The organism is Nonomuraea fuscirosea (assembly GCF_035917475.1).
In the GTDB taxonomy this organism is placed as follows: domain Bacteria; phylum Actinomycetota; class Actinomycetes; order Streptosporangiales; family Streptosporangiaceae; genus Nonomuraea; species Nonomuraea fuscirosea.
On record NZ_CP109074.1, the window covers coordinates 10,562,178 to 10,588,879 of the forward strand.

Annotated in this window: 30 protein-coding genes, 1 tRNA gene and 1 pseudogene; 15 read left to right on the forward strand and 17 right to left on the reverse strand. The window is 68.8% G+C overall.

Annotated elements, in window-relative coordinates; translation table 11 throughout:
• Positions 1-119: 119 nt before the first annotated feature.
• Positions 120-752 carry a response regulator transcription factor gene (locus OIE67_RS48640; protein ID WP_326633417.1) on the reverse strand — a complete coding sequence of 211 codons (633 nt, stop codon included), beginning with the start codon at positions 750-752 and terminating at the stop codon, positions 120-122.
• On the reverse strand, positions 749-1,939 hold the full coding sequence (locus OIE67_RS48645; RefSeq protein WP_326633419.1) for a sensor histidine kinase: 1,191 nt from the start codon (positions 1,937-1,939) through the stop codon (positions 749-751). Before OIE67_RS48645 ends, OIE67_RS48640 begins: the two co-directional genes overlap by 4 nt.
• Positions 1,940-2,476: 537 nt before the next feature.
• Between OIE67_RS48645 and OIE67_RS48650 the strand changes: the two genes are divergently transcribed.
• From OIE67_RS48650 to OIE67_RS48670, 5 genes are all read left to right on the forward strand, one after another.
• Positions 2,477-2,827, forward strand: coding sequence for a hypothetical protein (locus OIE67_RS48650; protein WP_326633421.1), 351 nt, complete (start codon positions 2,477-2,479; stop codon positions 2,825-2,827).
• 1,217 nt (positions 2,828-4,044) lie between these two features.
• Positions 4,045-4,251 (forward strand): hypothetical protein, encoded by a 207-nt coding sequence (locus OIE67_RS48655; RefSeq protein ID WP_326633424.1) that lies wholly within the window; start codon positions 4,045-4,047, stop codon positions 4,249-4,251.
• Position 4,252: 1 nt separating this feature from the next.
• The gene (locus OIE67_RS48660) at positions 4,253-4,984 is read left to right on the forward strand and encodes a prolipoprotein diacylglyceryl transferase (protein WP_326633425.1); all 732 of its coding nucleotides are present in this window, start codon (positions 4,253-4,255) and stop codon (positions 4,982-4,984) included.
• Entirely contained in the window at positions 4,981-6,528 is a 1,548-nt protein-coding gene (locus tag OIE67_RS48665) for a radical SAM protein (protein WP_326633427.1), read from the forward strand. Before OIE67_RS48660 ends, OIE67_RS48665 begins: the two co-directional genes overlap by 4 nt.
• On the forward strand, positions 6,525-6,812 hold the full coding sequence (locus tag OIE67_RS48670; protein WP_106247493.1) for a hypothetical protein: 288 nt from the start codon (positions 6,525-6,527) through the stop codon (positions 6,810-6,812). The genes OIE67_RS48665 and OIE67_RS48670 overlap by 4 nt, the downstream gene beginning before the upstream one ends.
• 7 nt (positions 6,813-6,819) lie before the next feature.
• Here the strand turns inward: OIE67_RS48670 and OIE67_RS48675 are convergent, their stop codons facing one another.
• The 3 genes from OIE67_RS48675 to OIE67_RS48685 are packed head-to-tail and all read right to left on the reverse strand — an operon-like array spanning position 6,820 to position 8,937.
• On the reverse strand, positions 6,820-7,956 hold the full coding sequence (locus tag OIE67_RS48675; protein ID WP_326633429.1) for a TolB-like translocation protein: 1,137 nt from the start codon (positions 7,954-7,956) through the stop codon (positions 6,820-6,822).
• Entirely contained in the window at positions 7,953-8,444 is a 492-nt protein-coding gene (locus OIE67_RS48680; protein ID WP_326633431.1) for a SigE family RNA polymerase sigma factor, read from the reverse strand. Before OIE67_RS48680 ends, OIE67_RS48675 begins: the two co-directional genes overlap by 4 nt.
• A 34-nt stretch (positions 8,445-8,478) precedes the next feature.
• Complete coding sequence (locus OIE67_RS48685) at positions 8,479-8,937, reverse strand: MaoC family dehydratase (RefSeq protein ID WP_326633433.1); 459 nt, start codon at positions 8,935-8,937, stop codon at positions 8,479-8,481.
• A 265-nt stretch (positions 8,938-9,202) separates the two neighbouring features.
• Here OIE67_RS48685 and OIE67_RS48690 point away from each other — a divergent pair, with 265 nt between their 5' ends.
• Entirely contained in the window at positions 9,203-10,384 is a 1,182-nt protein-coding gene (locus tag OIE67_RS48690) for an ATP-binding protein (protein WP_106247498.1), read from the forward strand.
• Positions 10,385-10,487: 103 nt separating this feature from the next.
• On the opposite strand, the gene OIE67_RS48695 is transcribed toward OIE67_RS48690, so the two are convergent.
• Together OIE67_RS48695 and OIE67_RS48700 are read right to left on the reverse strand one after the other, a co-directional pair.
• A complete protein-coding gene (locus OIE67_RS48695) occupies positions 10,488-11,297 on the reverse strand; it encodes a MauE/DoxX family redox-associated membrane protein (RefSeq protein WP_326633436.1) in 810 nt (269 codons plus the stop codon).
• Between the two features lie 5 nt (positions 11,298-11,302).
• Positions 11,303-12,250 (reverse strand): hypothetical protein, encoded by a 948-nt coding sequence (locus OIE67_RS48700; protein WP_326633438.1) that lies wholly within the window; start codon positions 12,248-12,250, stop codon positions 11,303-11,305.
• Between the two features lie 217 nt (positions 12,251-12,467).
• On the opposite strand from OIE67_RS48700, the gene OIE67_RS48705 reads away from it, so the two are divergent.
• The gene (locus OIE67_RS48705; protein WP_106247503.1) at positions 12,468-12,959 is read left to right on the forward strand and encodes a SigE family RNA polymerase sigma factor; all 492 of its coding nucleotides are present in this window, start codon (positions 12,468-12,470) and stop codon (positions 12,957-12,959) included.
• A 17-nt stretch (positions 12,960-12,976) separates the two neighbouring features.
• Here the strand turns inward: OIE67_RS48705 and OIE67_RS48710 are convergent, their stop codons facing one another.
• Positions 12,977-13,510: a MarR family winged helix-turn-helix transcriptional regulator gene (locus OIE67_RS48710; protein WP_326633441.1), complete on the reverse strand. Its 534-nt coding sequence runs from the start codon at positions 13,508-13,510 to the stop codon at positions 12,977-12,979.
• Between the two features lie 94 nt (positions 13,511-13,604).
• Between OIE67_RS48710 and OIE67_RS48715 the strand changes: the two genes are divergently transcribed.
• From OIE67_RS48715 to OIE67_RS48725, 3 genes are all read left to right on the forward strand, one after another.
• Complete coding sequence (locus OIE67_RS48715) at positions 13,605-14,168, forward strand: YceI family protein (RefSeq protein ID WP_326633442.1); 564 nt, start codon at positions 13,605-13,607, stop codon at positions 14,166-14,168.
• 171 nt (positions 14,169-14,339) lie between these two features.
• A tRNA-Ser gene (locus tag OIE67_RS48720) sits at positions 14,340-14,428 on the forward strand.
• A 166-nt stretch (positions 14,429-14,594) separates the two neighbouring features.
• On the forward strand, positions 14,595-15,158 hold the full coding sequence (locus tag OIE67_RS48725) for a hypothetical protein (protein WP_326633444.1): 564 nt from the start codon (positions 14,595-14,597) through the stop codon (positions 15,156-15,158).
• Between the two features lie 2 nt (positions 15,159-15,160).
• On the opposite strand, the pseudogene OIE67_RS48730 reads toward OIE67_RS48725, so the two are convergent.
• Positions 15,161-15,469, reverse strand: a pseudogene (locus OIE67_RS48730) (helix-turn-helix domain-containing protein); the annotation flags it as partial.
• A gap of 358 nt (positions 15,470-15,827) precedes the next feature.
• On the opposite strand from OIE67_RS48730, the gene OIE67_RS48735 reads away from it, so the two are divergent.
• The gene (locus tag OIE67_RS48735) at positions 15,828-16,499 is read left to right on the forward strand and encodes a hypothetical protein (protein ID WP_326633446.1); all 672 of its coding nucleotides are present in this window, start codon (positions 15,828-15,830) and stop codon (positions 16,497-16,499) included.
• A 118-nt stretch (positions 16,500-16,617) separates the two neighbouring features.
• Here the strand turns inward: OIE67_RS48735 and OIE67_RS48740 are convergent, their stop codons facing one another.
• The gene (locus OIE67_RS48740; protein ID WP_326633449.1) at positions 16,618-17,190 is read right to left on the reverse strand and encodes a DUF6461 domain-containing protein; all 573 of its coding nucleotides are present in this window, start codon (positions 17,188-17,190) and stop codon (positions 16,618-16,620) included.
• Positions 17,191-17,486: 296 nt separating this feature from the next.
• Positions 17,487-17,960 carry a DUF4279 domain-containing protein gene (locus OIE67_RS48745; RefSeq protein ID WP_326633451.1) on the reverse strand — a complete coding sequence of 158 codons (474 nt, stop codon included), beginning with the start codon at positions 17,958-17,960 and terminating at the stop codon, positions 17,487-17,489.
• Positions 17,961-18,206: 246 nt separating this feature from the next.
• On the opposite strand from OIE67_RS48745, the gene OIE67_RS48750 reads away from it, so the two are divergent.
• A complete protein-coding gene (locus tag OIE67_RS48750) occupies positions 18,207-18,599 on the forward strand; it encodes a hypothetical protein (RefSeq protein ID WP_326633453.1) in 393 nt (130 codons plus the stop codon).
• Between the two features lie 67 nt (positions 18,600-18,666).
• Here OIE67_RS48750 and OIE67_RS48755 read toward each other — a convergent pair whose 3' ends face one another.
• Both OIE67_RS48755 and OIE67_RS48760 read right to left on the reverse strand, forming a co-directional pair.
• A complete protein-coding gene (locus OIE67_RS48755; protein ID WP_326633455.1) occupies positions 18,667-19,671 on the reverse strand; it encodes a zinc-dependent alcohol dehydrogenase family protein in 1,005 nt (334 codons plus the stop codon).
• A 44-nt stretch (positions 19,672-19,715) separates the two neighbouring features.
• Entirely contained in the window at positions 19,716-20,129 is a 414-nt protein-coding gene (locus OIE67_RS48760; protein WP_326633457.1) for a hypothetical protein, read from the reverse strand.
• Positions 20,130-20,247: 118 nt separating this feature from the next.
• Between OIE67_RS48760 and OIE67_RS48765 the strand changes: the two genes are divergently transcribed.
• The 3 genes from OIE67_RS48765 to OIE67_RS48775 all read left to right on the forward strand — a co-directional run bounded on the left by OIE67_RS48765 (position 20,248) and on the right by OIE67_RS48775 (position 22,506).
• On the forward strand, positions 20,248-21,057 hold the full coding sequence (locus tag OIE67_RS48765) for a helix-turn-helix domain-containing protein (protein ID WP_326633459.1): 810 nt from the start codon (positions 20,248-20,250) through the stop codon (positions 21,055-21,057).
• A 16-nt stretch (positions 21,058-21,073) separates the two neighbouring features.
• The gene (locus OIE67_RS48770; RefSeq protein ID WP_326633461.1) at positions 21,074-21,904 is read left to right on the forward strand and encodes a class I SAM-dependent methyltransferase; all 831 of its coding nucleotides are present in this window, start codon (positions 21,074-21,076) and stop codon (positions 21,902-21,904) included.
• 89 nt (positions 21,905-21,993) lie between these two features.
• The gene (locus OIE67_RS48775; protein WP_326633463.1) at positions 21,994-22,506 is read left to right on the forward strand and encodes a hypothetical protein; all 513 of its coding nucleotides are present in this window, start codon (positions 21,994-21,996) and stop codon (positions 22,504-22,506) included.
• Between the two features lie 12 nt (positions 22,507-22,518).
• On the opposite strand, the gene OIE67_RS48780 is transcribed toward OIE67_RS48775, so the two are convergent.
• The 4 genes from OIE67_RS48780 to OIE67_RS48795 all read right to left on the reverse strand — a co-directional run bounded on the left by OIE67_RS48780 (position 22,519) and on the right by OIE67_RS48795 (position 26,675).
• Complete coding sequence (locus tag OIE67_RS48780) at positions 22,519-23,088, reverse strand: dihydrofolate reductase family protein (RefSeq protein ID WP_326633465.1); 570 nt, start codon at positions 23,086-23,088, stop codon at positions 22,519-22,521.
• A 131-nt stretch (positions 23,089-23,219) separates the two neighbouring features.
• Positions 23,220-23,792, reverse strand: a complete 573-nt coding sequence (locus OIE67_RS48785) for a TetR/AcrR family transcriptional regulator (RefSeq protein WP_326633467.1) — start codon at positions 23,790-23,792, stop codon at positions 23,220-23,222.
• Between the two features lie 204 nt (positions 23,793-23,996).
• Positions 23,997-24,359, reverse strand: a complete 363-nt coding sequence (locus OIE67_RS48790; RefSeq protein ID WP_326633469.1) for a hypothetical protein — start codon at positions 24,357-24,359, stop codon at positions 23,997-23,999.
• A gap of 144 nt (positions 24,360-24,503) precedes the next feature.
• Positions 24,504-26,675 (reverse strand): NACHT domain-containing protein, encoded by a 2,172-nt coding sequence (locus tag OIE67_RS48795; RefSeq protein ID WP_326633471.1) that lies wholly within the window; start codon positions 26,673-26,675, stop codon positions 24,504-24,506.
• Positions 26,676-26,702: the final 27 nt, after the last annotated feature.

Sequence of the window (26,702 nt, forward strand, 5' to 3'; positions counted from 1 at the left end):
TCACCGCTGGGTGCGTTTCTCTGCTCGGGGGGTGGGTGGTGAAGGTGGCATCTACGGCAAGAGCAGGCAAAACGCGGGAGAGGGTGAGCTGTGCTCCGGGGCCTTGGGGTGGCGTGCCTCTACGTGCCCTCTGAGTAGTAGATGGCTGCTTGGACGCGGCTTTTCAGGCCTAGTTTGTTGAGCACGCGGCTTACGTGGGTCTTTGTGGTGGCTTCTGCCATGTCGAGTTCTCGGGCGATCTCGGCGTTGGACAGGCCCCGTCCGATGCAGGCCAGCACTTGTTGTTCGCGGGGGGTCAGGCCGGCTGGGTCGGTTGCCGGTTCTCTGCGGGCGGGGAGTTGTTCGGCGAAGGCGGCTATCAGGCGGCGGGTGACGCCTGGTGCGATGAGTCCTTCGCCGCGGGCCACCACGCGGACCGCCTCCACCAGGGATTCGGCGTCGGTGTTCTTCAGCAGGAAGCCGGCCGCGCCGGCCCGGAGGGCGCCGAAGACGTATTCGTCGACGTCGAACGTGGTGAGGATGAGGACGTCGCAGACTCCCGCCAGCGCGCGCGTGGCGGAGATGCCGTCGAGCCGGGGCATGCGTACGTCCATCAGGACGATGTCGGGGCGCAGCTCCTCTGCCATGGCGACGGCGCGTTCGCCGTCCTCGGCCTCGCCCACGACCTCGATGTCGTCGGCTCCGTCCAGGATCAGCACGATTCCGGCCCGGACCGCGGCGTGATCATCGGCCACGAGCACCCTGATGGTCACCGTCCGCCTCCAGTGTTCTTCTTCTCGGCCGCCGGATCGGACCCGGCGTCTCTCGTGTCCATCTCGGTCGTCGTCGGCAGGGCCACCGAGACTCGCCAGCCTTCCCCGTCGGCCGCTCCGGCCTCGAACCGCCCTCCGACCAGGGTGGCTCGTTCGCGCATGCCGATCAGGCCGGCGCCGGCGCCGGGCAGCCCGCCTCGCCGGTCGAGACTCAGCGCGTTGTCTACGCGGACGACGACCTGGTCGGGCTCATAGCCGAGCACCACGGAGACTGGAGACTCGCCGTGTTTCAGGGCGTTGGTGAGCGCTTCCTGGAGTATGCGGTAGCCGGCGAGATCCACGGACGGGGGCAGGTCGCGGGGCTCGCCCTCGACCCGCGTCCGTACGTCCATGCCTGCTTGCCGCACCCGTTCGACCAGGGGATCGGCGTCCCCGAGGCGTGGGCGGGTCGGTTCGCTCTCGGCCTCGTCGCCTTCCTGTCTCAGCAGGCCGATCATGGCTCGCATCTCGGCCATGCCCGCCACACTGTTCTCCCGTACGGACTCCATGACTTTCCGCACCGTCTCCCGATCGAGATCCTTGCGCGACAGCGCGGCGGTGGACTGGATGGCGATGGCGCTGAAGTGGTTGGCGATCATGTCGTGCAGCTCGCGAGCCATCCGGGTACGTTCGGCGGTGATGGCGGCCTGGCGGTCGAGCTCCGCCAGGCGGGCCACCTGCTCGGCCCGCGCCCGCTCCGCCGCCGCACGATCTCGCTGCTCGCGCAGGTAGACCGCGGTGAGGACGGGCGTGACGAGCACCAGCCCCGCCTGCACGCCCATCACGGCCGGCGCGCGCCAGTCTGCGGCGAGGAACCCGGCCGTGGCGCCCGCCCCGACCGCCAGCACGGAGGTGGTGCCCAGCAGGATGCGGGACAGGCCGGCCGGGCCGTAGAGCGCGGCCGCGTACAGGTTGTCGGTGAAGACCAGTACCGTCCCCAGGGACGGGCCCACGAGCCCGTCGATCGCGATCCCGACGACCCCCAGCGCCAGGCAGAGCAGCGGCGCCCGCGTCCGCAGCAGGACTCCCGCGCAGGTGAGCGTCAGCGGCACGAACAGCAGCCAGGTGGGCGTGTCGCGATGGACGTACGACCCGCCCGCGATGAGCAGCGCGCCCATCGCGAAGGCCAGCGCCGCTCCCAGCGTCACCCGGTTCATTAGAAATCTCCGAGGAAACCCTCGCCTTCAGGCGGGGGAGGAATCGGACCCCTGCGGGGCAGGACAGGGGCAGGCGATTCGCGGTCAGGCGGACCGTCGTCGAAACGCGGCGCGATGCCGCGTGGTTCGGCAGTGTGTTCGACGGCGGTGATGACCAAGCCGCCGGAGTACGGATCGGAAATATCCTCGCCGCCGGGCTGGCGGAGAGGTGAAACGCCTGTGGAGCTGGTGTAAGACCTCAACGAGAGATCCTTTTCTCGGGCGGGCGACCGGCGATGAAGCAGGAAACCTCACGGGCGACTGTGGGAATCCCCTCCTTCAGGAGAGGGAGGGTGTCAAGGCTTCATCCCATCACCTCTGGTCGGCGTTTTCCTCCTGCGGAGGTCCGCCTGTGGATACACCGTTCGATGTATCCACAGGTTGAGGATCTGTGTGTTCCGGTGACCGGACGAGGTGTACTCCTGGCTGGAGGGGATGCCCCCGGAGCTTGTTCGGGTAGAGAGTGCGGGTAAGCCGTACTGTGAGTGGGTGAGCGAAATGCCGCCGCCGTCTGATTCGTCCTCGCCCTCGTCCTCTGGCGGTGAGCCGTCGCCTCGGCGGACGGGGGTGGTGGTCGGGCTGGCCCTGGTCGGGGTCCTCGGTTATCTCGTGGTCAACGTGGTCGTGGGGGTCGTCGCCCTGAGCTTGGAGTCGACGGTGGCGATCGGGGTGGGGGCGGGGGTGCTGGCGGTTCTGGGGATCGGGGCCGGGGTGCTGCTCGTCCGGCTGCGGAGGTCGTGGTCGGTGGGGTTGGGACTCGGGTTGATGATCGGGTGGGGGCTGGCGTCGATCGTGTCGGCGGGCTTCTGTACGGGGCTCAACCCTGAGATGTATACGTAGGCCTACGAACTGTTGTACGTGTGATGACGGTGTTGAGCGGATGTCGGTCGCGGGCTCGGCTCCTGGTCTGATCGCGACTAGGGGGTAGAGCGAAGCGCATGAGTACGAGACCACCCACGCCGCCTGCACCGCCGTCGTCGTCCGGGGATCCGGAGGAGCCGGGGCAGGGGGCCGGGTCTGGGCTGGAGTCAGGGTCGGGGCCGCAGCGGCAGTCGGGATCGGAGCCGGGGCCGGAGTCGGTGTCGGGGCTGGGGGCGGGGTCGGGATCGGGGCAGGAGGGGGAGCCGGAGTTTCTACCGCCTCCGACCGGGGAGAAGGTGTCGCCACCTGCCATCGGTGAGCGGGTGCCGGCGTCGGTGCCGCCTCCCAGTGGTGAGCCGTCGCTTCTGCCGCCGCCGCCGACGGGGCGGCCGGTGCCTCTGCCGCCGCCTGCCGGCCGGCCGAGATTTCTGGCGGCGGGCGGAGGGGGAACGGGCGCTGGACGTGAGGAAGGGGGCGGCGGTTCTGGGGAGGTTCCGGGACCCGCGCAACCGGGCCGGGCGTCGTCGTCCGGAGCCGTCGGGGAACCGGGTGAGGCGTCATCGTCGGCTGGGCAGTCGGGTGGCGCTTCGTCACCGGCCGCGCGGGGGCCAGGCATTCCGCCCGGTGCGGGGAGGCCGTCCTTCGTCGCGCCCGTGGTGAAGCCCTCGTCGGCGGGGCAGCCGGGTTCGGGCGGGCAGACGCCGGGGCAGGTGGGTCCGCAGCAAGGGCAATCGGCGTACGGATATTCGGGAAATGTCGCAGGAGGTCAGGGGCAATCGCCGCAGGGGCCACCGCCCGGTCACGAAGGCCCGCCGGAGTACGGACCCCCGCCTGGCTACAGCCCCCCGGCCGGCCACGGCGGCCCGCTTTCTCACGGTGGCCCCCCTTCTCACGGTGGCTCGGCTCCGCATGGAGGCCAGCCTTCTCACGGTGGCCCCCCTTCACATGGCGGTTCGCCTCCGCATGGAGGCCCGCCCTCGCACGGCGGTCCGTCTCCTCACGGCGGCCGGCCTTCGTACAGTGGTCCGCCTCCTCAAGGCCCCCCGCAGTACGGCCCCCCACCTCCCGGCCCCCGTCCCACCCCGCCCCCTTCCGGCGGCGGCAACACAGGCGCCCTGATCGGCTTCCTGTTCGCCGGCATCGCCGCCTACAGCGCCCTCAACATCGTCATCGGCTTCTTCGTCTTCTTCGCCGCCATGAGCACCCCCGCCAACTCCACCCCCTACCTGGCCACAGGCGCCATAGCCCTGGCCCTGGCCGGGCTGGGCGCGGGGATCGGGTTGTGCTTCGTCCGTAAGACCTGGAGCAGAGGCCTGGGGCTGGGGCTGATGATCGGCTGGGCGCTCTGGTCGATCCTCTCCGCCGGCTTCTGCACCGGCATCAACCCGGGCCTGTACGGCTGACATGCCCTTTCACGAGATCTTCGTCGGCCTGGGCGTCCTCGTGGCCTCCGTCGTCTTCGTCAGGGAGGCCAGAAGGCGCGGCGCGCTCAACGAGCAGTCCCTGATCGCGGTGGCCGGAGCCCTGGTCGGCGGCGCGATCGGGATGCGGCTGGCCGGCTGGCTGGAGACCCTGGAGCTGCAAGACCTCTGGCTGTACGGCTCCCGCAGCATCCTCGGCGGCCTCACCGGCGCGTACGTCGGCGTCATGGTCGCCAAGCGGATCATCGGCTACAAGGAGCGGACCGGCGACCTGTTCGCCCCGGCGGTGGCGCTCGGCATGGCCGTCGGCAGGATCGGCTGTCATCTGACGGAGGCGCCGGGCCGGCCCACCGACCTGCCGTGGGGAGTGCACGCCCCGCCGGCCATCCCGGAGTGCCCGGGCTGCCTGACCGGTCAGGCCATGCACCCGTCGTTCATCTACGAGATCGTCTTCCAGCTGGCCGCGTTCGCCGCGCTGCTCTGGGCACGTAAGCGGCTCACCCAGCCGGGGGAGTTGTTCACGCTCTACCTGGCCGGGTACGCCGCCTTCCGCTTCCTCGTGGAGTTCACGAGGGCCAACGAGACGGTCTGGCTCGACCTGACCAGGCCCCAGTGGTTCCTGATCCCCGGGCTGCTGCTGCTCGGCGTCCGGCTCGCGTACGGCTGGCGGCACGGCTACTACGATCCCCTTTTCGAGCGGAAGGCCATGACATGAGTGCAGGGATGGGGCTGCGGGGTGACCGCATCCTCAGGTACGTCAACGCGTTCTGCCCGCGCTGCCACGACCGCGACCTGTCGCAGGTGGAGCGGCTGAGCGGGTATCTGACCGAGCGTGAGGGCCGCGTGTGGCTGGAGCGCGGGTGCCGCGAGCACGGTCTCGTCCGTACGTTGTACGACGAGGATCCGGAGATCCTGGCGTACCTGGAGGAGTGGACCGCCCCGACGAAGCAGCACGTACCGGATATATCCGGAAATTTTGATCCGGTACCCCAGGCCTACCTGCGCGGCCTGCCAGAGCTGCAGACCCAGCACACCTGCATCCTCCTTGAGGACATCGCCGAAGCCTGCAACCTGCGCTGCCCCACCTGCTTCGCCGACAGCTCGCCCGACCTGACCGGCATCGTCCCCGTCGAGGACGTCCTGGCGAACGTCGACCAGCGCCTGTCCAGGGAGAACGGCAAGCTCGACGTCCTCATGCTGAGCGGCGGCGAGCCGACCCTCCACCCCGAGCTCGACAGACTCCTCGCCGAGCTGGCCGAACGCCCGATCACCCGCATCCTGATCAACACCAACGGCGTCCGCGTCGCCAGGGACGACGCCCTGCTCGACCTCCTCACCGCGCACAGGGAGCGGGTCGAGGTCTACCTCCAGTACGACGGCAGCTCGGCCGAGGCGTCGCGACACCACCGGGGCGGCGACCTGACCCGGATCAAGGCGAGCGCCGTACGACGCCTGTCCGAGCGGGAGATCTTCACCACCCTGGTGATGACCGCCGCGCTCGGCGTGAACGACGGGGAGATCGGCGAAGTCGTCCGCCTGGCCCTGGACACCCCGTACGTCGGCGGCGTGTCCCTGCAGCCCCAGTTCGGCTCGGGCCGGTCGGCCCCGATCGACGAGCAGGACCGGCTCACCCACACCGGCGTGCTCAAACGCCTCGGCCCGCAGACCGACGGCCTGGTGACCTGGCGCGACCTGACCGCGCTGCCCTGCTCACACCCCCACTGCTGCTCGGTCGGCTACCTCATCCGCGACGACTCCGCCCGCTGGCGCTCGCTCACCGAGCTGATCGGCCACGACCGGCTCAAGGCGAACCTCGGCCTGGTCTCCAACCGCATCGCCGACAGCGAGATCCCGCGCGAGCTGCGCCTGGCCGTACAGGAGTCGCTGCTCGGCCTGCTGTCCGAGCAGTCGTCGCTGTCGCATCCGCAGGTCGGAGACCTGTGGCGGACCATCTGCGAGAACTGCGACCTCGGCGTCGCCACCCTGCTCACCCTCGCCTCCTCGGCCCTGCCCGGCCGGCGCAGAAAGCTGCGCGCGATGCTCGGGGAGCGGGTCGTGCGCATCACCGTCAAACCGTTCATGGACCTGTCCACCATGATCGAGGAACGGCTCACGCAGTGCTGCGTGCATGTGGGCACGCGGGCCGAGCAGGACCAGTGCGCGCCGTTCTGCGCCGTGCAGGCGTGGCCGCAGCTGTCCGGGCAGCGGCTGTCGGCGGTGGCCTCCAAGTCCAGGGGGCCGTTCGAGGTGGTGCTGTGAAGGAAGACGTCCAGAAGGCCGTTCGGGGTGGTGCGGCGAAGGAGCCGTACGATCCGCTCCGCCTGTGCGTGTACGCGACCGTCGCGCTGCTCGCCTGGCTGCTCGGGCCGTGGGCGGTGCTGGGGTTCGCGGCGCTCGGGTTCGCCGGTTACTGGCGGGCGCGGCGAGCCGGGCTGACCAGGAGCAAGTGCTTCCTGCGCGACACCCGGCTCGTGCTGGCCTACCTCGGCCTCATCGGCCTCGCCGCGCTGGCGGCGATCGTCCTGGGGTGGCCGTCAGGCTGAGCGATCGTCATGGGATGGCCTTGAGGTTGAGGACGGTCCGCTTCGCGCCGTCGCCCCAGAAGAGCGCGCTCGACGGCCTGGAGGAGGTGTCGTGCGGCTGGACGGGCCCGATCGCGGCCATCGTCCCCGTGCTCAGGTCGTACAGGACGGGCTGCTGCCGGTCGGGAGCGTTCAGCAGGAAGAGCGCGAAACGGTCGCCGTACAACCACTTGAAGCCCGTACGGACGAGCGTGCCGGGCAGCGTGCGCTGCGCGGACCCGTCCACCCGCTGCACGACCAGCCGGCTGTCCCGCATCCCCGCGCACCACTGCGGATGACACTGCATCATGTCGACGCCCTCCGGGACCGCCACGGCGGAGGCCCGCCCGGTCTCCAGGTTGACCATCTTCGTCATGTTCAGACCGGTCTCGCCCTCGTGCGCCCAGGGCCAGGAGGAGAGATGCAGCCCATCGCTGCCCGGCAGCCGCTCCGGCGTGCCGCCGGTCAGCGGCATCCGGTAGACGCCGCCGCCCTTCTCCAGCGACCAGACGAGGTGGTCGCCCGCGATGCCGGTCCTGTCCACGTCCGCGGCGACCTCGCCGACGCGCCGCGCCTCGCCGCCCTCCCTCGGCATGATCCAGAAGTCGGCCCGCTCGCGGTTCGCGCCCTTCTCGGCGTGCCAGGCGATGTACTTCTCGCCGACGTCGAGGGACTGCGGGTAGTAGTCCTTCTCGGGGTACGGTACGGCGCCCAGCACGCGGGTCCGGCCGCTCGCCGTGTCGTAGATCTCCAGCCGCTCCGCCCTCCCCTCCCCGGGCATGGCGTACATGAGCAGCTCGGTGGCGCTGACGGCGGTCACCGGCGTCGTCCGCCAGCCGTCGGCGTCCACGGCGGGCACCTGGGACAGCGCCCGCGGCCACACCGAGGCGACCGGCTCGATCGCGCCGGGCACCGGTGAGGCCACCTGCGCGGGCTCCTGCTGCCGCAGGAACGCCGTCGTGCCGCCCGCGACGAGCACCACCGCGGCGGCGGCCAGCGCCGTCCCCATCCTGCGCCGGGTACGCCGGGTCCGCCGCAGCCCGGCCACGCCGTTCGCGAGGTCGACGGGACCGGCCTGCGCGGCGGCCGTCCGCAGGGTCTGGACCAGGTCCTCTTCGCTTCTCATCGCGCCTCCCGCGGCACAGGTGTCTCTCGCTTGATCCGGAGCTTGTCCAGGGCGCGGGCCGCCTGGCTGCGTACCGTTCCACGTGAAACGCCGAGAATCTCGGCGATGTCGCGGTCCGGCAGGTCCTCGTAGTAACGCAGCACGAGGACGGCCCGCTGTTTGCGGGGGAGCTCCTGGAGCTCGGCCCAGAGGTCGGCGTCGCCGTAACGGTCGTGTTCGCCCTGCTCGGGCACGGCGGCGACCAGGTCCTCCCTGCGCCGCCGTCGCCACGACCTGATGTGCAGCCTGACCATGGTCGTGCGCACGTATCCCTCGGGGTCGTGTTTCTTGCGCACGCGGGACCAGGCGTCACCCAGCCGGGCCAGGGCCTCCTGCACGAGATCGGCCGCGTCCTCCGTGTTGCCGGCCAGCACGTAGCCGTACCGGAGAAGCGCGTCACCCCGGGTCCGGACGAACTCGTCGAAATCCTCCACGAACCCAGGGATCACGTCACGCGGGCTTCTGTTGCACGCGGGAGGGAGATTACGGCGCGGGGACGTACAGGCTGAGCGTCTCGGCGATGCAGGCCGGCCGCTTCTCGCCCTCGATCTCGATCGTCACCTTGAGGTTGGCCAGGTAGCCGGCCGGGGTGCCCTTGACGTCGGTGAGCTCGCCCAGCGCCCTGATCCGGCCGCCGACCGGGACCGGCCGCGGGAAGCGGACCTTGTTGAGGCCGTAGTTGACGCCCATCGCGATGCCATTCACCTTGATCAGGGCGAACATGAACGACGGCAGCAGCGACAAGGTCAGGTAGCCGTGGGCGATCGTGCCGCCGAACGGCCCCTCCTTGGCCCGCTCCACGTCCACGTGGATCCACTGATGGTCGTCGGTGGCGTCGGCGAAGAGGTTGACCTGGTCCTGGGTGACGGTGCGCCACTCGGTCGGGCCGAACGACTCGCCGACGGCCGCCTTGAGCTCCTGAACGTTCGCGAAGGTCCGCATGGTGTCGAACGCTATTGCGCGCGCGGGACGGGTGCCAAGTTCGGGTCTCTCCCGGACTCGTCACGAAGATCTTTACTCGAAACCATCGCATAGGTGTTCGAGTCCGCGCTACAGTCTTAGGTACCGCAATCGAACAGAGGTTCGGCCTGGTGAGAGGGGGTGTGTCCGGATGACGGTGCTCGCGCTCGCCCCTGCTCGGACACGCCGTAGCACTTTCTTCCCAAATCTAAGACGGCCGCTATATCCGGCAATAAAGTCCGAGAGCGTGGACCCTGTGCGAAACCCCTACGCTCCAGGCGCCGGGCAGCGCCCGCCGGAGCTCGCCGGGCGCGACCGCGAGCTGCAGCAGTTCGAGGTCGTGCTGGAGCGGGTGGCCCGTGGTCGTCCCGAGCGCAGCATGGTCGTGACCGGCCTGCGGGGCGTCGGCAAGACCGTCCTGCTCAACACCTTCAAGTCCATGGCCATGCAGCGGCTGTGGGGCACGGGCAAGATCGAGGCCCGGCCCGACCAGTCGATCAGACGGCCGGTGGCGGCCGCCCTGCACATGGCCATCCGCGAGCTGGCGCCGCGGCATCGCGCGCCCGAGCGCATCGAGGAGTTCCTCGGCGTGCTCAAGGCGTTCGCCATGCGCGATCCGGCCGCGGCCAAGGGCACCTCCCACTGGTCGCCCGGGATCGAGGTGCCCGCCAGCCGCGGGCGCGCCGACTCGGGCGATCTGGAGATCGACCTCACCGAGTTGTTCGTCGACGCGGCGAGCGTGGCCACCGACCTGGCGGTGGGCATCGCGCTGTTCATCGACGAGATGCAGGACGTGCAGGCCGCCGACGTCTCGGCGCTCTGCGCGGCCTGCCACGAGCTGTCCCAGTCGGGCGGCCCGCTGATCGTGGTCGGGGCCGGCCTGCCGCACCTGCCGAGCGTGCTGTCGGCGAGCAAGAGCTATTCCGAACGGCTCTTCCGCTACGCGCGCATCGACAAGCTCGACCGCGACGCGGCCGACCTCGCGCTCATCCTTCCCGCGCGGGAGGAAGAGGTGGAGTTCACCCAGGAGGCGCTCGACGCCCTCTACGAGGCGGCCGACGGCTACCCCTACTTCGTGCAGGCGTACGGCAAGGTCGCCTGGGACCTGGCCCCGCGCAGCCCGATCACCATCGACGACGTCAAGGTCTCCGCGCCGGAGGCCGAGGAAGAGCTCGCGGTCGGGTTCTTCGGCAGCCGCTACGAGCGGGCCACCCCGGCCGAGCGCGACTACATGCACGCCATGGCGCAGATCGGCGACGAGCCGGTCGCGACCGCCGAGGTGGCCGACGCCCTCGGGCGTAAGCCGTCCAGCCTCTCACCCGCCCGCGACAGCCTGATCAAGAAAGGGCTCATCTACAGCGCCGAACGCGGCCTGATCGCGTTCACGGTGCCGCATTTCGGGAGATTCCTGCGCGCTCAGCCGATCTGAGCGACGCCCCTAGACCTCTATTGGGCTGTCTAGTGGGGAAGCTAGACAGCCCAATAGAGCTGTATCGCCATGCCTGTCGAGGGAAATCTAGTGCTCTCTAGCGTCAGGCCGATACGGGGATATAGTCCGGCAGAGAGTCGCTGCCCTCCCGGCTGACCACGGCCATCCGCACCGCCGGGCGGCGACCGCTCAGATAGACGGCGAAGACCACGTCGTCGTCCCCGTGGTTGCGGAAGGCGAAGAAACGCCAGCACAGCTCCCGCCAGCTGTCGTACGGCTCCGCCGATACCAGGTCCTGGTGGTGGGCCCGCCAGGTGCCGCTGGACCTCAGCTTGGACAGGGTCACCGACTCGGCCGGACCGTGGCGCTGCTCGCAGGGGGCGCGGTAGCGTACCCGGTCGATCAGCTCCTCGATCTCGGGCGACAGCAGCGCGAGCAGGGCCACCCCGGCGGCCACGTACCAGAGCGGCGGGCCCGCGGTCACCCATCCCGCCGCGGCCGCCCACCCCGTCACCGGGGACCACACCGACACGGTGGCCAGGCCGGTCAGCGCGACCGTCCGGCCGATCGAACGCCATCCGACCGGCGCCGAGCTCACCTCGCCGAAGCAGCCGCAACCCGCGTCGGGCCGGCGCCGGCGCAGTTCCAGCAGCACGTACGTGGACATCGCGAAGAACGCGACCGTACCCCAGCGGAAGAACGGATGCGTGCTGACCAGCAGCCCCGCCGCCAGCACCAGCTCGCCGGCCGCGCACACCAGCAGCGCGGGAGCCTGCATGCGCCCGGGCACCAGCACCGCGGGCCCCAGCCTGGACAGCGCCCCCGGCTCGCCCCCCGAGCCGACGGTGCGCACCTTCGCCACCGTCCCCAGGGTGAGCATGACGATCAGGAGCGGGAGCTGTGATTCCAGCACGAGCGTCACCCTAATCCGATCTGCGCGTTGAAGCACCCTTTGATCAACTCGCCGCCGAGCTCCACGTACGAGGACGGCGACAGCTCCGCGATCCGCCCGCGCGGCGAGGTGTCGCACTCGACGCAGCGGTCGCAGAAGCGGCCCGCCATGCAGCCGCAGGCGACCACGGGCACGTTGGCGGAGCGGTTGGAGCAGACGTTCCTGACCTGGAGCAGCGAGCCGACGGCCAGATACGGCAGGCCGGCGCACGAGACGCCGGTCTTGGGGCAGCCGGTGTCGGTACGTTCCAGCATGGGGTAGGCCGCGCCGCGCTCTTCCTCGTCGAACGTGTCCGACCAGGTCGCGGTGCCCGCGATGCGTGACAGCGTGCCCGCGTAGGCGGGCGGCGGGGGTGGCACGGACCGGGCCGGGTAGGGCGGTTGCGAGGTCGCGGGCAGCAGGGCCAGGTTGGCGCCGTCGCGCCTGATGCCGATCGCGTCGAACAGGTAGCCGGGCTCGAACTGGGGATGGCGCACCTGCAGCCGGCCCGACGCGCGGTAGGGGATGACCACCGAGCGGTGGCCGCGATGGGGCCCGCAGTCGAGTTCGACCGTCAGGTCCTTCTTGCCGGTGATGGAGAGGATCGTCCCGGTGATGCGGGTGGTGTCGGCCCAGATGCGCTCGACCACGCGGCCGTCGCGCAGCGTGCGCATCAGCACCATGGAGCCTACGGACAGGTCGCCCGGCGTGGTGTCGGAGCCGTTCCATGCGGTGGCCCACGGCGCGATCACGAGCCGCTCCTGGACGCCGCCGGGGGTCTCGATGGTGATCAGGTGCGGGCTGACGTCCAGGACTTCGCCGACGACGGCCCGCAGGGGCTCCTCGTCGCCGGGGTCGGCACCGGGGACGGCGCCCGCACGGCCGAGCACGGCCGCGGCGAGCACCCGGCGGCGCTCGACGCTCGGATGACCCATGAACCCCTCCCTCGTCGGGTACTAGATTCACACGACTTGAGGGCGGGCCACACCGTAGTAGATCAGATGGGAGCAAAATACCCATCCCTGGGGAAGGGAGTTCACCTACGGCGGCGTACAAACCGCCACCGACCTATACGGACCTTTATCGTCGGCGGGCCGAAACCTGAATTGTGGTTCCGGCACAAACGGGCATCAGGCTGCGATTCTGGCCACGATGCAGACCACGAGCTGGGAAGACGAGTTCCGCGAGTACGTCACGGCGCGCGGTCCCGCGCTGCTGCGCGCGGCCCATCAGCTGACCGGCCATCCGCTCGACGCCGAGGACCTGCTGCAGAACGCGCTGACCAAGACGTACCTGGCCTGGGACCGCATCGAGGACCGCAACGCGCTGGACGGCTACGTGCGGCGGGCCATGGTCAACATCAACATCTCGCAGTGGCGGCGGCGCAAGCTGGAGGAGTACCCGTCGGACGAGCTGCCCGAGCCGGCTGCCCACGACCCGCTTCCGGCCCCGGAGATCCACGAGGCCCTCGAACAGGCGCTGCGCGAGCTGCCCGAGCGCATGCGGGCCGCGATCGTGCTGCGGTACTACGAGGACATGACCGAGCCGGAGATCGCCAGGACGCTGGGGATCAGCGTGGGGACGGTCAAGAGCACGGTGTCGCGAGCCATGGCCAAGCTGAGGACGTCGCTGGGCCTCTCCTAGGCCTTTTAGGACTCTGCCTAGGACTCGCAGGGGGTCTTGTCCGGGGAGGTCTCGGCTCCCGCGGTGGCGCACGGCCGTACGACGGTCCTGATCTTGCGCAGAGTGTCCAGGAACGCTTCCAGCTCCTCGGCGCCCAGCAGCCCGGTGAAGAGATTCTCGATGTCCTGAAGGTGCTGGGGCAGCACCCGCTCCAGCCGCTCGGCCCCCGCCACGGTGAGCACGGTGTAGGACGCCCGCCGATCGCTCGCACAGGCCTCCCGCTGCACCAGCTCCTCGCGCTCCAGCCGGTCCACCACCCGGGTCACCCCGCTCGTGGACAATCCGGTCTGCGCGGCGAGATCACTCATCCGCAGCCTCTGCCCGGGGGAACGTGCCAAACGGATGAGGGTCTCGAAGTCGACCTCCGACAGCCCTGCCGCGTTCATCACCGGCGAGAACCTGCTCATCAGGCCCGCGTGCACTTCGGCGAACAGGCCGATGGCCGTCAGCCGGGAGTCGTCGTACAGCTGGTGGCCGTCCACTCGGGGGTCGTCGAACTTCATCACACTCATACCTTAGACGACGATAGTTGACGCGCGGAATATTCCTCAGGTAGAAAGTTGTTGCCGCAGATATCCGCACGACAATCTTCCATAGGAGCCTCCGATGACCACCCGCACCTGGGAATCCCTGACCATCCCGGCCGCCGGAACGTACAACCTGGACGTAGCGCACACCAGCATCGGCTTCGTCGTCAAGCACATGATGGTCAGCAAGGTCCGCGGCCGTTTCGACACGTTCGAGGGCGCGGTCACGATCGCGGAGAACCCGCTGGAGTCGGCCGCCGAGCTCACCATCCAGACGGACAGCATCACCACGGGCGCCGCCGACCGCGACGGCCACCTGCGCAGCGACGACTTCCTGTCCGTCGAGAAGTTCCCGACCATCACCTTCAAGAGCACCCGCGTGGCCGGCCACAAGGGCGACGAGTTCACCGTCGTCGGCGACCTGACCATCCGTGACGTGACCAAGGAGGTCGAGCTCACGGTCGAGTACGGTGGCGCCGGCACCAACCCGTGGGGCCAGGCCGTCTGGGGCTACACGATCACCACGGAGTTCGACCGCGAGGACTTCGGCCTGACCTGGAACCAGGCCCTGGAGACGGGCGGTGTGCTGGTGGGCAAGAAGGTCAAGATCGAGATCGAGGGCGAGGCCAACCCGGCCGCCTGACGGTCATCTCGGGGTTATCCACAAGCCGGAAGCCCGCCCTAGCTCTGGGCGGGCTTCATCCACAGATAGTTACCCACAGGCTGTTGATAACTCTTGGCGAAGGCGTGCCGCGCAATCGCTTTGCCGCCTCGCCAGAAGGCCGGTACGCTGTGCTTGCCGCGATGGCTTCCAGGAGGATTCGCCTAGTCAGGTCTATGGCGCCGCACTGCTAATGCGGTTTGGTGGCAACACCATCCGGGGTTCAAATCCCCGATCCTCCGCACGTGAAAGGCCCTCTCCTCAATCTCGGGGAGAGGGCCTTTCGATCTTCGGTGGCGTCATGGTTGCAGTGCTGGTTGCAACGGCCCGTGCTGTGACCGGTCGGCCGAGCTGTGGACAGCAGAAATGCGATGGCCCGAGATGTCCGTCTCGGGTGATGCTGTACCGGTGTCGTCGTTGCTGACCGCGGTGGAGTATGAACGTACGGCTGCCATGTTGCGAGCCAGGCGTATCCACAGGGTCGTCTACTACCCCTTGATGGGCGGGGAGGACGGTTGCGACGTCGAGGAGTGGGACTTCGGGACGTGGCACCAGCCCACCATGGGGGTGGAGCTGTCCACCGACGATGGTGCTTGCTTCTCGGCTGTGTGGGGCAGCAGCTTCGACCACTTCGGGCTTGAAGTCTTCCCTGAGCCGATGACCGCTCACCTGCGGATGATCGGGGAGCCAGGCGGGTCGGCGGCGGTGGACGTGACCGATCACCCACACTGGTCGAGCCTCGTCGGCAGAAAACTCACCTGCGTCGACATCGCCTGGTCCCAAGACCCTGAGAGCGACCTCCGGACGCCGAGCGCGATCAGGTTGTGCTCGCGGGAGAAGGCCGTGTGGATAGCCGTCGGGAGCCCGGCGGAGTGGCTGCCAACCGAGGTCTACCGTCTGGGTACCGACGATGTCATGGTCGTCTTCAATGCCGAGCTCGCGGCCAAGGTAGGCATTCCCTCTGTCGGCTAACCGGCTGGGGCCGGCTGGCTAGCGGCGGGCCCACGCCGGCCCAGCTCCCACAACAGGGTGCGCGGCCCCCACCGTGGATGCGCCCGCCGCAGCTCACAGATCAACGCCTCGATTGCAGCCGGTGTCTGCATCGGGTGCGCTTTGGGCGCATGCGACCGATCGGCCAGCCCCGCCAGGCCGCCGTCCTGATACCGGCGCACCCAGACGTGCACCGACTGCCGCGAGATCCCGTAACGGCCGGCCACGTCGGTGACCTTCGCCCCCGACAACACCTCGATCACCGCGTGATAGCGCTGCTCCACGACGCTCAACTCCACCAATGCCACCCGAGCCTCCCCCGAAGCGCCGATAACGCCACGAGCAGGCACAGATAACGATCACGGTGTCAAGCATCAAGCGAGGCCAGAGTGTCAACCATCAAGCGAGACAGGACATGTGGCTCGGCCGATCGTTGCCGAATAACGCCTATAAGGATCAAGCGGCGGCGCGGCGCGGCGCCGTACCCCGGCCCTCCGCCCGCCCGCCGTCCGGGCGTGCGGCCTGGGGGCCGGTCCCGGACGGCGGTGGGACACCGGGCCGGGCGCTGCACGCCGGCCCCGCCGCACCGACCGAACGCTCCGAGCGCGGTTGCCACGCCGCCTCCTGGCATTGTCCGCGACAATCAGCACCGTGATCGATCACTACCGCAACCTCTTCGACCGGCACCAGTGGTTAGAGCACGCGCTCTGCTGGACTGTTGTGCAACCCCTGGACGAAGAGATCACAATGGACGACCTCCTGCGGCTGCTGAACGGAGGCCGCGATCCCCAACAACGCACCATGGAATATCCCACGGAAGAGGCCTATACGGAGGGCCAGCCGGTGCTCTTCGCCTTCGAGGGCGAAGGAACCTACGGCTTCCTGGAGTTCAGCTACGGCTACGCCACACCCGATCACATCCTCGTCGAACTCAGCAAGACGTCACGGGTATGGATGACGACCTGGCACAACTTCGGGGGATACACGATCCTCAACGCAGCCGACGGCGAGATCAAGGCACAAATGGGCTACTTCATCTTCGCCGAGCACCGCATCCAGCAGGGCGACCCCAACATCCTGGCCGATTTCCTGCCCATGCTCGACAGCCTCCACCCGGAGGACTACCGCGGCAAGCTCAGCGCGGCATTCGCCTTCATCGAGGCAGCCACCGGCATGCGCCTTGAAAGCGAATGGCTGGAGGTAGAAGAGGCACCCGTCATCATCCTCGACAACTGGAATGAGGAGTCAACTCCGCCGACGGGACATAGCGCCGGTGACCCTCGAACCCATGCCTTCGGCGGGGGCGCTCCGGCTCCGGGATGATCCCCGTGCCGGGGTTGAGGTCCGTAGGTGGCAGACGGGATGATCAGGCAGGGCAGGTGCGCGCAGTGCGGTGACAAAACCGCAGGTCACTGGCTTCTTACGCTGCCATCAGCGACGGCTATAGGGGTGGTTCTGGCACGACTCCCCAGTAAAAGGTGGTATCTGCCAACAGTTGCTGGGTCAGCGTTATCCCGGTGAGGCGCTCGGCGAGCAGGAAGGCCGGCCCTTCGTAGAGATAGGGTAACCCGGGGTAGAGCCTGTCGATCTCCGCCATGGTGTCCACGAGTTCGTCCGGTGTCTCCATCATGTATCCCTCTTGTGCCCAGAAGCCGAATCTGATCTCTCCGTCCTCGAACCAGTAGAAGTAGTCCAAGCCCTTGATGCTGAGCGCGAACTGGGAGACGAGGCGGGTGCCCTTGGACAGCGAAGGAAGTACGTCTTCTTCGCGGGTGCCAAGCGAGCCAGATTCGACGATGAACGACCATTCGCCGATGGAGGCGATGCCGATCGGGTCGCCGGGGAATGGGAACTTGTCGGGGTTGCTGGGGAATGGGCCGGGCGTGAAGTCCTCCCATCGACCGCCAAGGCGAGCGATTACCTGCTCGGGTGCGTCACGGACGTAGATGAAGCTGTAGCTATACGCGGTGTACTCTCCGCAGAGCCAGGAGAGGTCAAGGGGATGCGTAGTCATGGCGCCATGCTGCCAGCCGCCACCGACAGTCGCAGACTCCCGGCAGTTCGAGGCCGCAGTTGCCCGCTTGGGACGACCCCAGGCATTCGTCGGGCACCGCCTGCGCAACGCAGTCATGGCATTAACTCCTGGTGATCGTCATGCCATTAGCGTGCCATCAACCCCGGCAACGAGGGGTCAACCACGGACACTCACGACCACACCGGCAACCGTGCTGACCAGGCAACCCGTGGTCAGGGACCGGCGATCACAGCAATTCCCAAGCTGACAGCGCGGGCTCGCTTCCCAACGCTCCACTACAGTTTGTCTCCGTACTCGTCGACGTCGAGCTCGGCATGTGTGATCTGCAAGAATTTCAGGACACGTCGATCCAGATGCCACCCCAGTGGCCGATACCGAGCCGGGATGCTAGGAAGCGTTGACACCTCCAGGGCCGCGACCTCGTCCTCTTCATCGCCAAAGAATCGAACCACTTGTAGGGTCGCCGTGTGTCCAGGTTCATGCCGATCCAACTCTTCAACCACCGTGCCGATCACCTTGGCATAGGGTTCCAGCCGGTCAACCAGGGTCAAGATCATGTCATCCACTGGCAGCGCTGAGGATCGTGGACCATTGACCTGCCAAATATGAACGGCAGGGCGGGGCGGTTCCAGCTTTCTACTGCCTCGGACCGTGGCCACGTCAGGCTCGAGGCCGAGCCGTGCCGCCATCTCCGCAGCGGACACACGCTCACTCTTGAGCGCGAAATAGACATACTGATCGACCTGCATGCGGTGACTCTAAACAATCCCCGATTTAAGCAGGGTGGGATGCGCAAGCCTCGCCAGTAGTAGCCTGCTAGACCGATGGGTCGAGCCCGAGCCAAGGCCCCTCAAGGTGGCTCAAGAGGTAGGCGAACGGTTCAAGCCCCCCTGCGACACAATGATCTCGTGCAGCGATTCGATGCAGCAGGAGCCGAGCTGGTCCCTGGTCAACGGGTCCGGGTCCGAGTGACCCAGCAGCACCGGTGGGGTGTCATGGTGGAGATCCTCGGTGATGAGGGCATCGGTGCGTCGATCGATGGTGCGGCGATCGACAGTCCCTCCGGTACTGGTCGGGCGTGGCTGGGCGAGTATCCGGCGGTCGGGACGGAGATGGACGCCGTGGTGCAGGAGATCCGTCGATGGAGCCCGCCGGCGTGGGTGCGTCTGACCATTCGAGCTGAGGACCTGCGCAGCTTTCAGTGGCTATGCGACTTCTGCGGTACGCCCACCGTCCTCAGCCCGGGAGGTGACGGCGTGGTCATGGATGTCAGGAGCGCCGGCGGCCCTGGCAGCCACGCCGTCGTCGCGCACCGGGAATGTCTGAGAAGCCGCCTCCACGAGTCGAGCAGCGAGCACGCGCGTGTCGACTCGGTGGGTCGGCGATGAGCGATGGCCCCTTAGGCCGTGGATCTGGAGGCACGCCCCGCGAACCACGAGAGCAGGGCGTCGCCTGTCAGTCGATTCGGATGATCACCTTTCCGAAGGGCTTGCTGTCGAGGTAATAGGTGAAGGCGTCGTGCGTTTCGGCGAAGCCGAACACGCGGTCGATGACCGGTCGCAGGTGGTGTGCGCTGATCGCCTGGTTCATGGCCTCGTGATCAGCGCGGTTGCCGGCGAAGATGCGTCTGATGGTCGCGAGGGTGGATCCGTAGGCTTCGCCGGAGATCTCGATGTGAGACCTGCCGGTGGGGGCGGATACCGCGAGCAGCACGATCTGCCCGTAGAGGGCGGCGGCTCTGACCGACTGCTCGATGGTGGCGGGCCCGTTGGTCTCGACGATGAGATCCGCCCCGCGCCCATCGGTGAGCTCGCGCACCGCCTGTCCCCATTCGGGGGTGTCGATGTAGTTGATGACGTGGTCTGCGCCGAGTGCTTTGAGCCGGCCGGCCTTGATCTCGCTGGATGTGGTGGAGATGACGCGGCAGCCCAGCATCTTCGCGAAGTGGAGAGCGAAGAGAGAAACGCTTCCGGTGCCGAGGGTGAGAACGGTCTGTCCGGGGCGGAGGGGTTCGCCGCCGACGATCGAGTTCCACGCGGTCACGCCGGCGCAGGGCAGGGTCGCCGCCTCCTCCCAGCTCAGATGGTCCGGCACGTGGACGGCCCACTGCTGATCGAGGAGCGCGTACTCGGTCAGCATGCCGTCCAAGGTGCAGCCGGGCTGGTCGAGGAGTTCGGGCCTCAGCCTGCCGTCGTGCCACCGGGGCCAGTAGCCGCCGACGATCCTGTCGCCCACCTGGAAACGGGTCACTTCCGTACCGACGGCGACGACCTCACCGGCTCCATCGCTGATCGGGATGACGTCCGGTGCCGACGGCAAGGGGTAGCGCCCGTGCAGGATGAGCGCGTCGCGCCGGTTGAGCGAGACCGCGTGGACGCGGACGAGGATGTCGGTCGGTTTCGGCGTCGGTATCGGCTCTTCACGCGGCACGATCCCGTCGAGGTGGCCGCCCTTCTCCAAACGGTAACAACGCATGGTCGTCCGGCCTGGTGCCGTCTGAGTGGTCATCCTTCGATGAACTGGTAGTCGGTCCGGATCCGGCCGTCCGCGCCGAGGACGAGAATCTCAAGTCCGGCGCCCGCCGGTTCACCGCCGTCCGTGGACACCATCTCCCAGGTGAACTTGACGATGTCGGCGAGACGGTCGGCGTTGTCCCGCGGCCTGAAGAAGAACTCCCCGGGCGCGACGAACTTCTCGTACGAGCTGGTCACTCTCGCTTCGAGTGCCTCATGTCCGCGCGCTTCGAGGACGGGGGTGACGCCCAGCGCGGCGGCCGCCTCCCGGATGTCCTGCGGTGGCTGGAGCAGCTGGACACCGTCCTCGGTCCACAGCTCGGCGACGGCCTTACGGCGCAGCCCGGCATCCGGTTCGTTCCAGACCGCCACGTAGCGGTCGACCAGTTCCCTGATATCGATCACGGCTTCTCCTGCGTCGTGAGGTGTTCGTGAACGCTGCCGATCCTGGGCGCGACGCCGTGGCCCGGCAATTCCCTGGAGGGAATGGCCCTCCGCCGTTCACTGCGTTAGACAAGGTCAGGTGACCATCACTTCGGAACGCGGCGGGTTCGCCGGCGCCCTGCGCGAGTGGCGCGGACGCCGCGGCGTCAGCCAGCTGGACCTCGCTCTGCGTGCCGGAACCACGCAGCGGCACGTCAGCTTCATCGAGAGCGGACGGTCGATCCCCGGCAGAGCCATGGTCGTACGGCTCGCCGAGTCGCTGGAGATGCCGCTCCGGGAGCGGAACGCGCTGCTGCTGGCCGCGGGCTACGCCCCCGCCTACCCGGAAACCCGGTTCGACGACCCCGAGCTCGAACCGGTCCGCACCGCGCTGGAAGGCGTCCTGCGCGGGCACCACCCGTATCCCGCGGTGATCGTCGATCGGCGCGGTGATCTCGTTTCGGCCAATGACGCGTTCTGGATGCTGACCGAGGGCTCCGCGCCCCATCTCCTTACGCCGCCCGCCAACGTGCCCCGCTTGTTGCTAGATCCGCAAGGAATGGCACCGCGGATCATCAACCTGGACGTATGGGCCTGGCACGTGATCGACCATATCCGGCAAGAGGCGGCTCGCAATCCCGATGACCGGCTTGAGGCGCTGGTCGCCGAGCTCAGGAAATTGGTACCCGAGCGCCCGCAGCAACCAGGACCGGATCACCTCGGCTTCGCGGTCCCGCTGCGGCTCCGTTTCGGAGACGGAGAGCTTCGGCTCCTGACCACGCTGACCCACTTCGGGACCGCGGTCGACGTCACCGTCGCCGAGCTGCGGATGGAGGCCTTCCTCCCGGCCGACGCGGCGACCGCCTCCGCCCTCGCCGAACTCGGACGGGCCGCACCCGGGGACGGTTGAGCCAGAGCCTGGGGCAGTGTCCAGCCCGCATCGGGTGCCCTTGTGCCGGCCCCTAAGCTGTGCCGTTGTGACGGACAGCTTTGACCCCGTGGCGTACAACCGTGCCGCCTGGGACCGCGAGGTGGAGAACGGTAACGAATGGACGCAGCCGGTCGGGCCGGAGGTCATCGCCAGGGCGCGGGCCGGTGACTGGTCCGTCGTCCTGATCGGCCACGAGGCGGTGCCGCGTGACTGGTTTCCGGCTGAGCTGGCCGGTGTCGAGGTGTTGTGCCTGGCTTCCGGTGGAGGGCAGCAGGGGCCGGTGCTGGCTGCGGCGGGCGCGGCCGTGACGGTGCTGGACAACTCGCCGCAGCAACTGGGCCGCGATCAGGAGGTCGCCACCCGCGAGGGGCTGGCCGTGCGTACTGTGCTCGGCGACATGCGCAACCTGAGCGTGTTTCCCGACGCCGGCTTCGACGTCGTCTTCAATCCGGTGTCAAACGTGTTCTGCCCCGATCTCGCACCGGTCTGGCGGGAGTCGTTTCGCGTGCTGCGTCCGGGTGGAATCTTGATGGCCGGGTTCCTGAACCCCGACGTCTTCATCTTCGATGTCACGGCGATGGAGGAGCGGGGTGAGCTCAGAGTGCGCCATCCGCTCCCGTTCAGCAGCCTTGATCTCCCGGACGCCGAGCGGCAGCGCTCGTACGGGAACGGGCCGATCGAATACAGCCACTCACTCGCCGGACAGATCGGCGGTCAGCTCGCGGCCGGCTTCACGCTGACCCACTTCGACGAGGCTCCGCACCACGCGGATGCCACCGCCCGGTACATGCCTGGTTACTTCGCCACCCGGGCCGTCAAGCCGTAACCGCCGCGAGCGGAAACCCGGCTGTGGTTGGCGTGACGACGCTAATCTGTCGCCGTTCGGGGATGGACCACTCAGCACGGAGGACCCTGGTGGGCAATGCGTACGAGTACTACCGCGCCGCGGATCGGGCTGCTGCGGTGATCATGCCGGAGTACCCCCGCGCGGTCGACGATCCCCCGCCTGGGCGTCCGGTCTTCGATGCGGTGGAGACCAAGTGGATCAGTCCGTGGGAGGCGCTGGCGCAGTTGGTCGCGCTGGTCAGGGACGTGCCCTCCGCCGATGACCTCGTACGGACCGTCGTTCTCCATCCGCCTCCGGAAGGCGCGCCCACGACCGATGAGGAGTGGGGCGCCCTTCCCGAGGATTCGCCGTACTTCATCGGGCCGGGCATCGAGGAGCTGCCGGTGGATGTGCGTGACACGCTCGCCGACGTTCCCGATGAGAGGCTGATCGAGCTGGGTGAGCGGTGGGCGGAGGGTGGCGAGGAGTCCATGTTCGGCGCCGAGCCGGCAAAGCTGGCCGAGCTGATCGGCGAGTTGCGTGGGCTGGCCCGGCGGGCCCGTGACGAAGGTCAGTTGCTCTACTGCTGGAGTTGTCTGTGAGCGGTCCGGGCTTCAGAGGTCGCGGGGGCGCTGGTAGCGGAGGTAGACGATGCCGTTGCTGGAGGGGGTGCTGGAGACCAGGTCGAGCTGGTACGACTCCGGGACGCCGTCGAACAGGCGGGTGCCGGCGCCTGAGACGTAGGGGAACATGCTCAGCCGGAGTTCGTCGATCAGGTCGAGGCGCATGAGTGAGCGCCAGAGGGTGACGCCGCCCCAGACGATGATGTGGCCGTCACCGTCCAGCCTGAGCTTGTCGATCTCCTCTGTGGTGTCGCCGCCGGCGATGGTGGTGTTGGTCCAGTCGGCTGTCTTCAGGGTGCGGGAGAAGACGATCTTGCGGCCGGGGTTCAGGATGTCGGCGAACGGGTGGTCGGTGGACGCCTGCATGCCCGCGGAGATGCCCTCGTAGGCGGTGCGGCCCATGACGTGGGCGTACGCGCCGCGAAGGAAGTCGAGGTGCGCCTGGTCGGCGGGTTCGCGGTTCTCGGGCAGGTCGAAGCAGAACTTCCAGAAGTCGGTCCCCTCGTCGGCGAGGAGACCGTCGAGGGAGTAGTTGAAGACTGTTGCTATCAGCTTTCGCATGATGGGGGGCTCCGGGGTCTCGGGGCGATCGTGCGTGCCAGGGCACAGCCGCGTGTGGTTGTGGTGACTGTGACCTGACGCTGATGCGTTAGACGAATCCGCCGCCCGAAACTCATCGGCCTGTGGCTGGATCAGCGGGTGATCTGGGTGACGAGGAAGTCGAGGCGTTCCTCCTGGGGCTCCAGGGGGATGCGGCCGCTGTCGGACAGAACCGCCATGCCGTGCAGCGCGCTCCACGTGACCTCGGCGTAGAGTTCGCGGCGCCTGTTGTCCGGGTCGAAGCAGTCGACGAACTCGTCGAACGCGGCCCGGAGCGCGGGTGGTGTCTCGCTGCTGGCGAACTTGAGGTCGGTGGGCAGGATGAACATGGCCTGGTAGAGAGCGGGTCGCTCGGTGGCGAACTCCAGGTAGGCGTGGCAGACGGCGCGCAGAGCGGCCTGGCCGGGGCCGGGGGCGGACTGCCGGGCGCGGCGCAGGTGCGCGGCGAGTTCGGTGAAGCCGTCGAGGGCGACGGCGCTGACGATGGCGTCCTTGCCGTTGAAGTGGCTGTAGAGCACCGGCTGGCTGTACTCGACGCGTTCGGCCAGCCGGCGGGTCGTCACCGCCTCCCAGCCCTCGGACTCCGCCAGTTCGCGCGCGGCTGTGATGATCAGCTGGTGGCGTTGGGCGCGTTCACGTTCGCGGCGCTCGCTGATGGTGGACATGACGACATCCTAGCAATGCTTGGCATTCTGTCGAGGCTAGGATTTCAAGCGAGGCTCGATCCGGACGCTCTGGGTCTCGAGTGAGACGGTCATGGCTGCTCCCTTTGAGGTGGGTGACGTGGACCCGATCCTCCGCGTGAGCGCCCGGAGCGAACAGATGCAAATGTCACGAGACAGATGATGAGTTGCGTGGGTGCCGGACCGCTAGCCGCACTTGGTCGACACCAGTCGGCCGGTCTTCTGGTCCACGCACTTCTCGCAGACGCGCTTCGGGTTGCTCGTGGTCGGCGCCGCGGCCGAGGTGCACTCGAGCTCCACCGGGGCCTTCTCCTTGGCCTTCTTCTCGCAGTACTGGCGCTTCCAGCCACCGCCCCGCTTCTTCTTCTGCTTGCAGTAGTAGCAGCGCTTCTTGCCCTCCTCCATCCACTTGCAGACGGCGGACGTGCAGGTTCCGGTGGTGACGGTCCTGGCGGTCACTTCCGGAGCCGTGACCGGGGCCGAGGAGGCGGACGTCGGAGCGAATACGGCGGCCGCGAGAACGCCGGCCGCGCATGCTTCCTTCAGCATGGATCCTCCCGCTGGTGTTCCTCCCTGCGTCATTTCATCGTGCCGCCTCGCTCTCGGGAATCGTCAAGGCGCGGTGCCTGGTTTCTTTTTCAGGACGGAACGGGTTTCGCCCGGGAAAAACATTCTCCGGCGATTCTTGGCCGCTCATTTGAGAAATGATTGGCCATTCTCCAGAGCCACCGGGACGCCCGCCAGGCGGTCGCGCAGCAGCGCGTGGCGGAACTGGAAGGCCCCGCCCACCTGACGCAACGCGCCCCGCCGCACGCCGTCCTGGAGGAACGCCATCGCGTGCCACGGCATCCGGCCGGCCACCGACAGTGACATGCGGGCCAGCAGGAACTGCGTGGACGCAGTGGCCAGGCACGAGCCGAGCCCGCCCGCGACGCCCATGTGCACGGCGGGCGGGAGCAGCCGCCAGTCCAGCGGTTCGCCGAAGACGACCGTCACGAACAGCGGGGTGACGGCCGCGGTGATGAGGCCGCCGGCCAGCGCGGTGACGGCGGTCCAGGCCCGGTCGGCGCGCAGCACCTCGTCGGGTGGCCGGCCGTGCCCCGCCTCGACGTCGTGGAACATCGTGACGAACTCGGCGGCGAAGCCCACGGCCAGCCCGTACACGAAGCCGCAGCAGAAGCCGAACAGGAAGGCGTACAGGGCGGTGAAGACGAGGAAGAGCGCGCGCTCGCCAGACCCGGGGGTGGGCACGGCCACCGCGACGATCGCGAGGACGATGAACGCGACGGGCACGCCGCTCTTCGCCCCGTGGGTCACGCCGCGCCACAGCCCGTTGCCCAGGGCGCGGCACAGCCGCCACCACAGCGGCCGGCCCGTGCGGCGGACGGTGTGGCGGCGCAGCCGCGGCGCCCTGGGGAACAGCGGTGTCCACAGGCTGTTGACCGCGCCGAGCAGCAGCCCGCCGCCCACGCCCCAGCGCAGGTCGGCGACCATGCCGGCGACGGGGTCCGGCCCGGCCAGGTGCCACGGCAGGCCGGCGAGCACGTTCGCGGCGCCGAACACGACCGCGACCACGACGGCCCAGATCGGCGTCCTGGCCCGCAGCGGCACCGCCCTGGCCAGCTCCCACCAGGGCAGGTCGTAGGCGTCGCGGCGGTGCAGGTGACGGGCCAGGAAGGAGAGCCAGCGGTGCGCGTCGCGGCGGTTCCAGGAGTGCCCGCCGGCGGGATCGGGCAGGTCAGGATAGAGGACGCGGATGAGCTGGTCGAGCAGGTGGCCGCGCAGGGCGGCGGTGCCGGGCAGGCGCAGCAGCAGGCCGGGGTCGCCGGGGCCGTCGGCGTAGGTGAGGCGGGTCAGCGACAGGTGGAGCGGGGTCGAGAGCGTCCGGGCCAGCAGGCCCGCCGGCTCGCCGCTCATCCGGTCGAAGACCTCGTTCCAGGCCGCGCCCCGGTCGGAGCGGGTGGCGGTGGTCAGGTAGTCGCGGATCACGCCGGGGGTGAGCGGGTCGAGCTCGATCACGGCGGCCCCGGTGAGCACGTCGGCGTCGCGTACCGCCTCGTGATATTCCTCGCCGCGACTGGTCACCACGAGCGACAGACCGGGCGCGAACGTGGTGTTGACGGCCCGCAGGGCCGCGCCGCGGGCCGCGGGCGGCATCTCGTCGAGCCCGTCCAGCACCGGCAGCAGCCCGGCGTCCCAGGTGACGCCGGCGACGCCGTGGTCGCGCTCCACCTGCTCGGTGATCCACCGCCGCAGCGAGCGGGCGGCCGGATCCCAGGTGGACAACCGCAGGATCACCGGTACGGGCCCCGCGCCGGACGCACGGGCGGTCAGGCAGGCGCGGGCGAGCCGGACGACCAGGCTGGTCTTGCCGGAGCCGGGCCCGCCGAGCACGACCAGCCGCCCGGTCGGCACCGTCGTGCGCACGACGCGGTGCAGGTCGTCGAGGGTGCCGTCGAGCCGCAGCGGCGTGTCGCCGGCCCCCTGGCGGATCACCGACCAGTGGTCGGCGGACGGCGGGCCGAGGGTGTGCCAGGTCACCGGCAGCGGATAGGGATCGAGCAGCCGCCGCTGCTCCTCCTCGGTGGTGCAGTGGCCGGCCATCCTTTCGGCCAGGCAGTCCAGCCGGCGCTCCCGTCGGGCCGCGTCGCGGTCGTCGCCGGCGCCGTCGTCGCGGCGCAGCCAGCCGATCAGCGTCGCCGCGCCGCCCACGACGGCGACGCACGCCGACGCCACGCCCGCCCACTCGTCGGCCGCCCCGGGGCCGCGCAGCAGGAGCACCGCGCCGAGCCCGAGCAGCCCGGCGCCGGCCATGACGGCCACCGCCGCCACGGTGAGCGGGGAACGGTCACGTCGGCTTCGCACGCCCCCAAGGATGCCGCACTTCGTGTG

Coding starts and splice junctions, on each gene's coding strand:
- OIE67_RS48655 (WP_326633424.1), top strand. CDS start 4,045: ATGAGCACCCCCGCCAACTCCACCCCCTACCTGGCCACAGGCGCCATA.
- OIE67_RS48660 (WP_326633425.1), top strand. CDS start 4,253: ATGCCCTTTCACGAGATCTTCGTCGGCCTGGGCGTCCTCGTGGCCTCC.
- OIE67_RS48665 (WP_326633427.1), top strand. CDS start 4,981: ATGAGTGCAGGGATGGGGCTGCGGGGTGACCGCATCCTCAGGTACGTC.
- OIE67_RS48675 (WP_326633429.1), bottom strand. CDS start 7,956: ATGAGAAGCGAAGAGGACCTGGTCCAGACCCTGCGGACGGCCGCCGCG.
- OIE67_RS48685 (WP_326633433.1), bottom strand. CDS start 8,937: ATGCGGACCTTCGCGAACGTTCAGGAGCTCAAGGCGGCCGTCGGCGAG.
- OIE67_RS48700 (WP_326633438.1), bottom strand. CDS start 12,250: ATGGGTCATCCGAGCGTCGAGCGCCGCCGGGTGCTCGCCGCGGCCGTG.
- OIE67_RS48705 (WP_106247503.1), top strand. CDS start 12,468: ATGCAGACCACGAGCTGGGAAGACGAGTTCCGCGAGTACGTCACGGCG.
- OIE67_RS48710 (WP_326633441.1), bottom strand. CDS start 13,510: ATGAGTGTGATGAAGTTCGACGACCCCCGAGTGGACGGCCACCAGCTG.
- OIE67_RS48715 (WP_326633442.1), top strand. CDS start 13,605: ATGACCACCCGCACCTGGGAATCCCTGACCATCCCGGCCGCCGGAACG.
- OIE67_RS48740 (WP_326633449.1), bottom strand. CDS start 17,190: ATGACTACGCATCCCCTTGACCTCTCCTGGCTCTGCGGAGAGTACACC.
- OIE67_RS48745 (WP_326633451.1), bottom strand. CDS start 17,960: ATGCAGGTCGATCAGTATGTCTATTTCGCGCTCAAGAGTGAGCGTGTG.
- OIE67_RS48750 (WP_326633453.1), top strand. CDS start 18,207: ATGGTGGAGATCCTCGGTGATGAGGGCATCGGTGCGTCGATCGATGGT.
- OIE67_RS48780 (WP_326633465.1), bottom strand. CDS start 23,088: ATGCGAAAGCTGATAGCAACAGTCTTCAACTACTCCCTCGACGGTCTC.
- OIE67_RS48785 (WP_326633467.1), bottom strand. CDS start 23,792: ATGTCCACCATCAGCGAGCGCCGCGAACGTGAACGCGCCCAACGCCAC.
- OIE67_RS48790 (WP_326633469.1), bottom strand. CDS start 24,359: ATGCTGAAGGAAGCATGCGCGGCCGGCGTTCTCGCGGCCGCCGTATTC.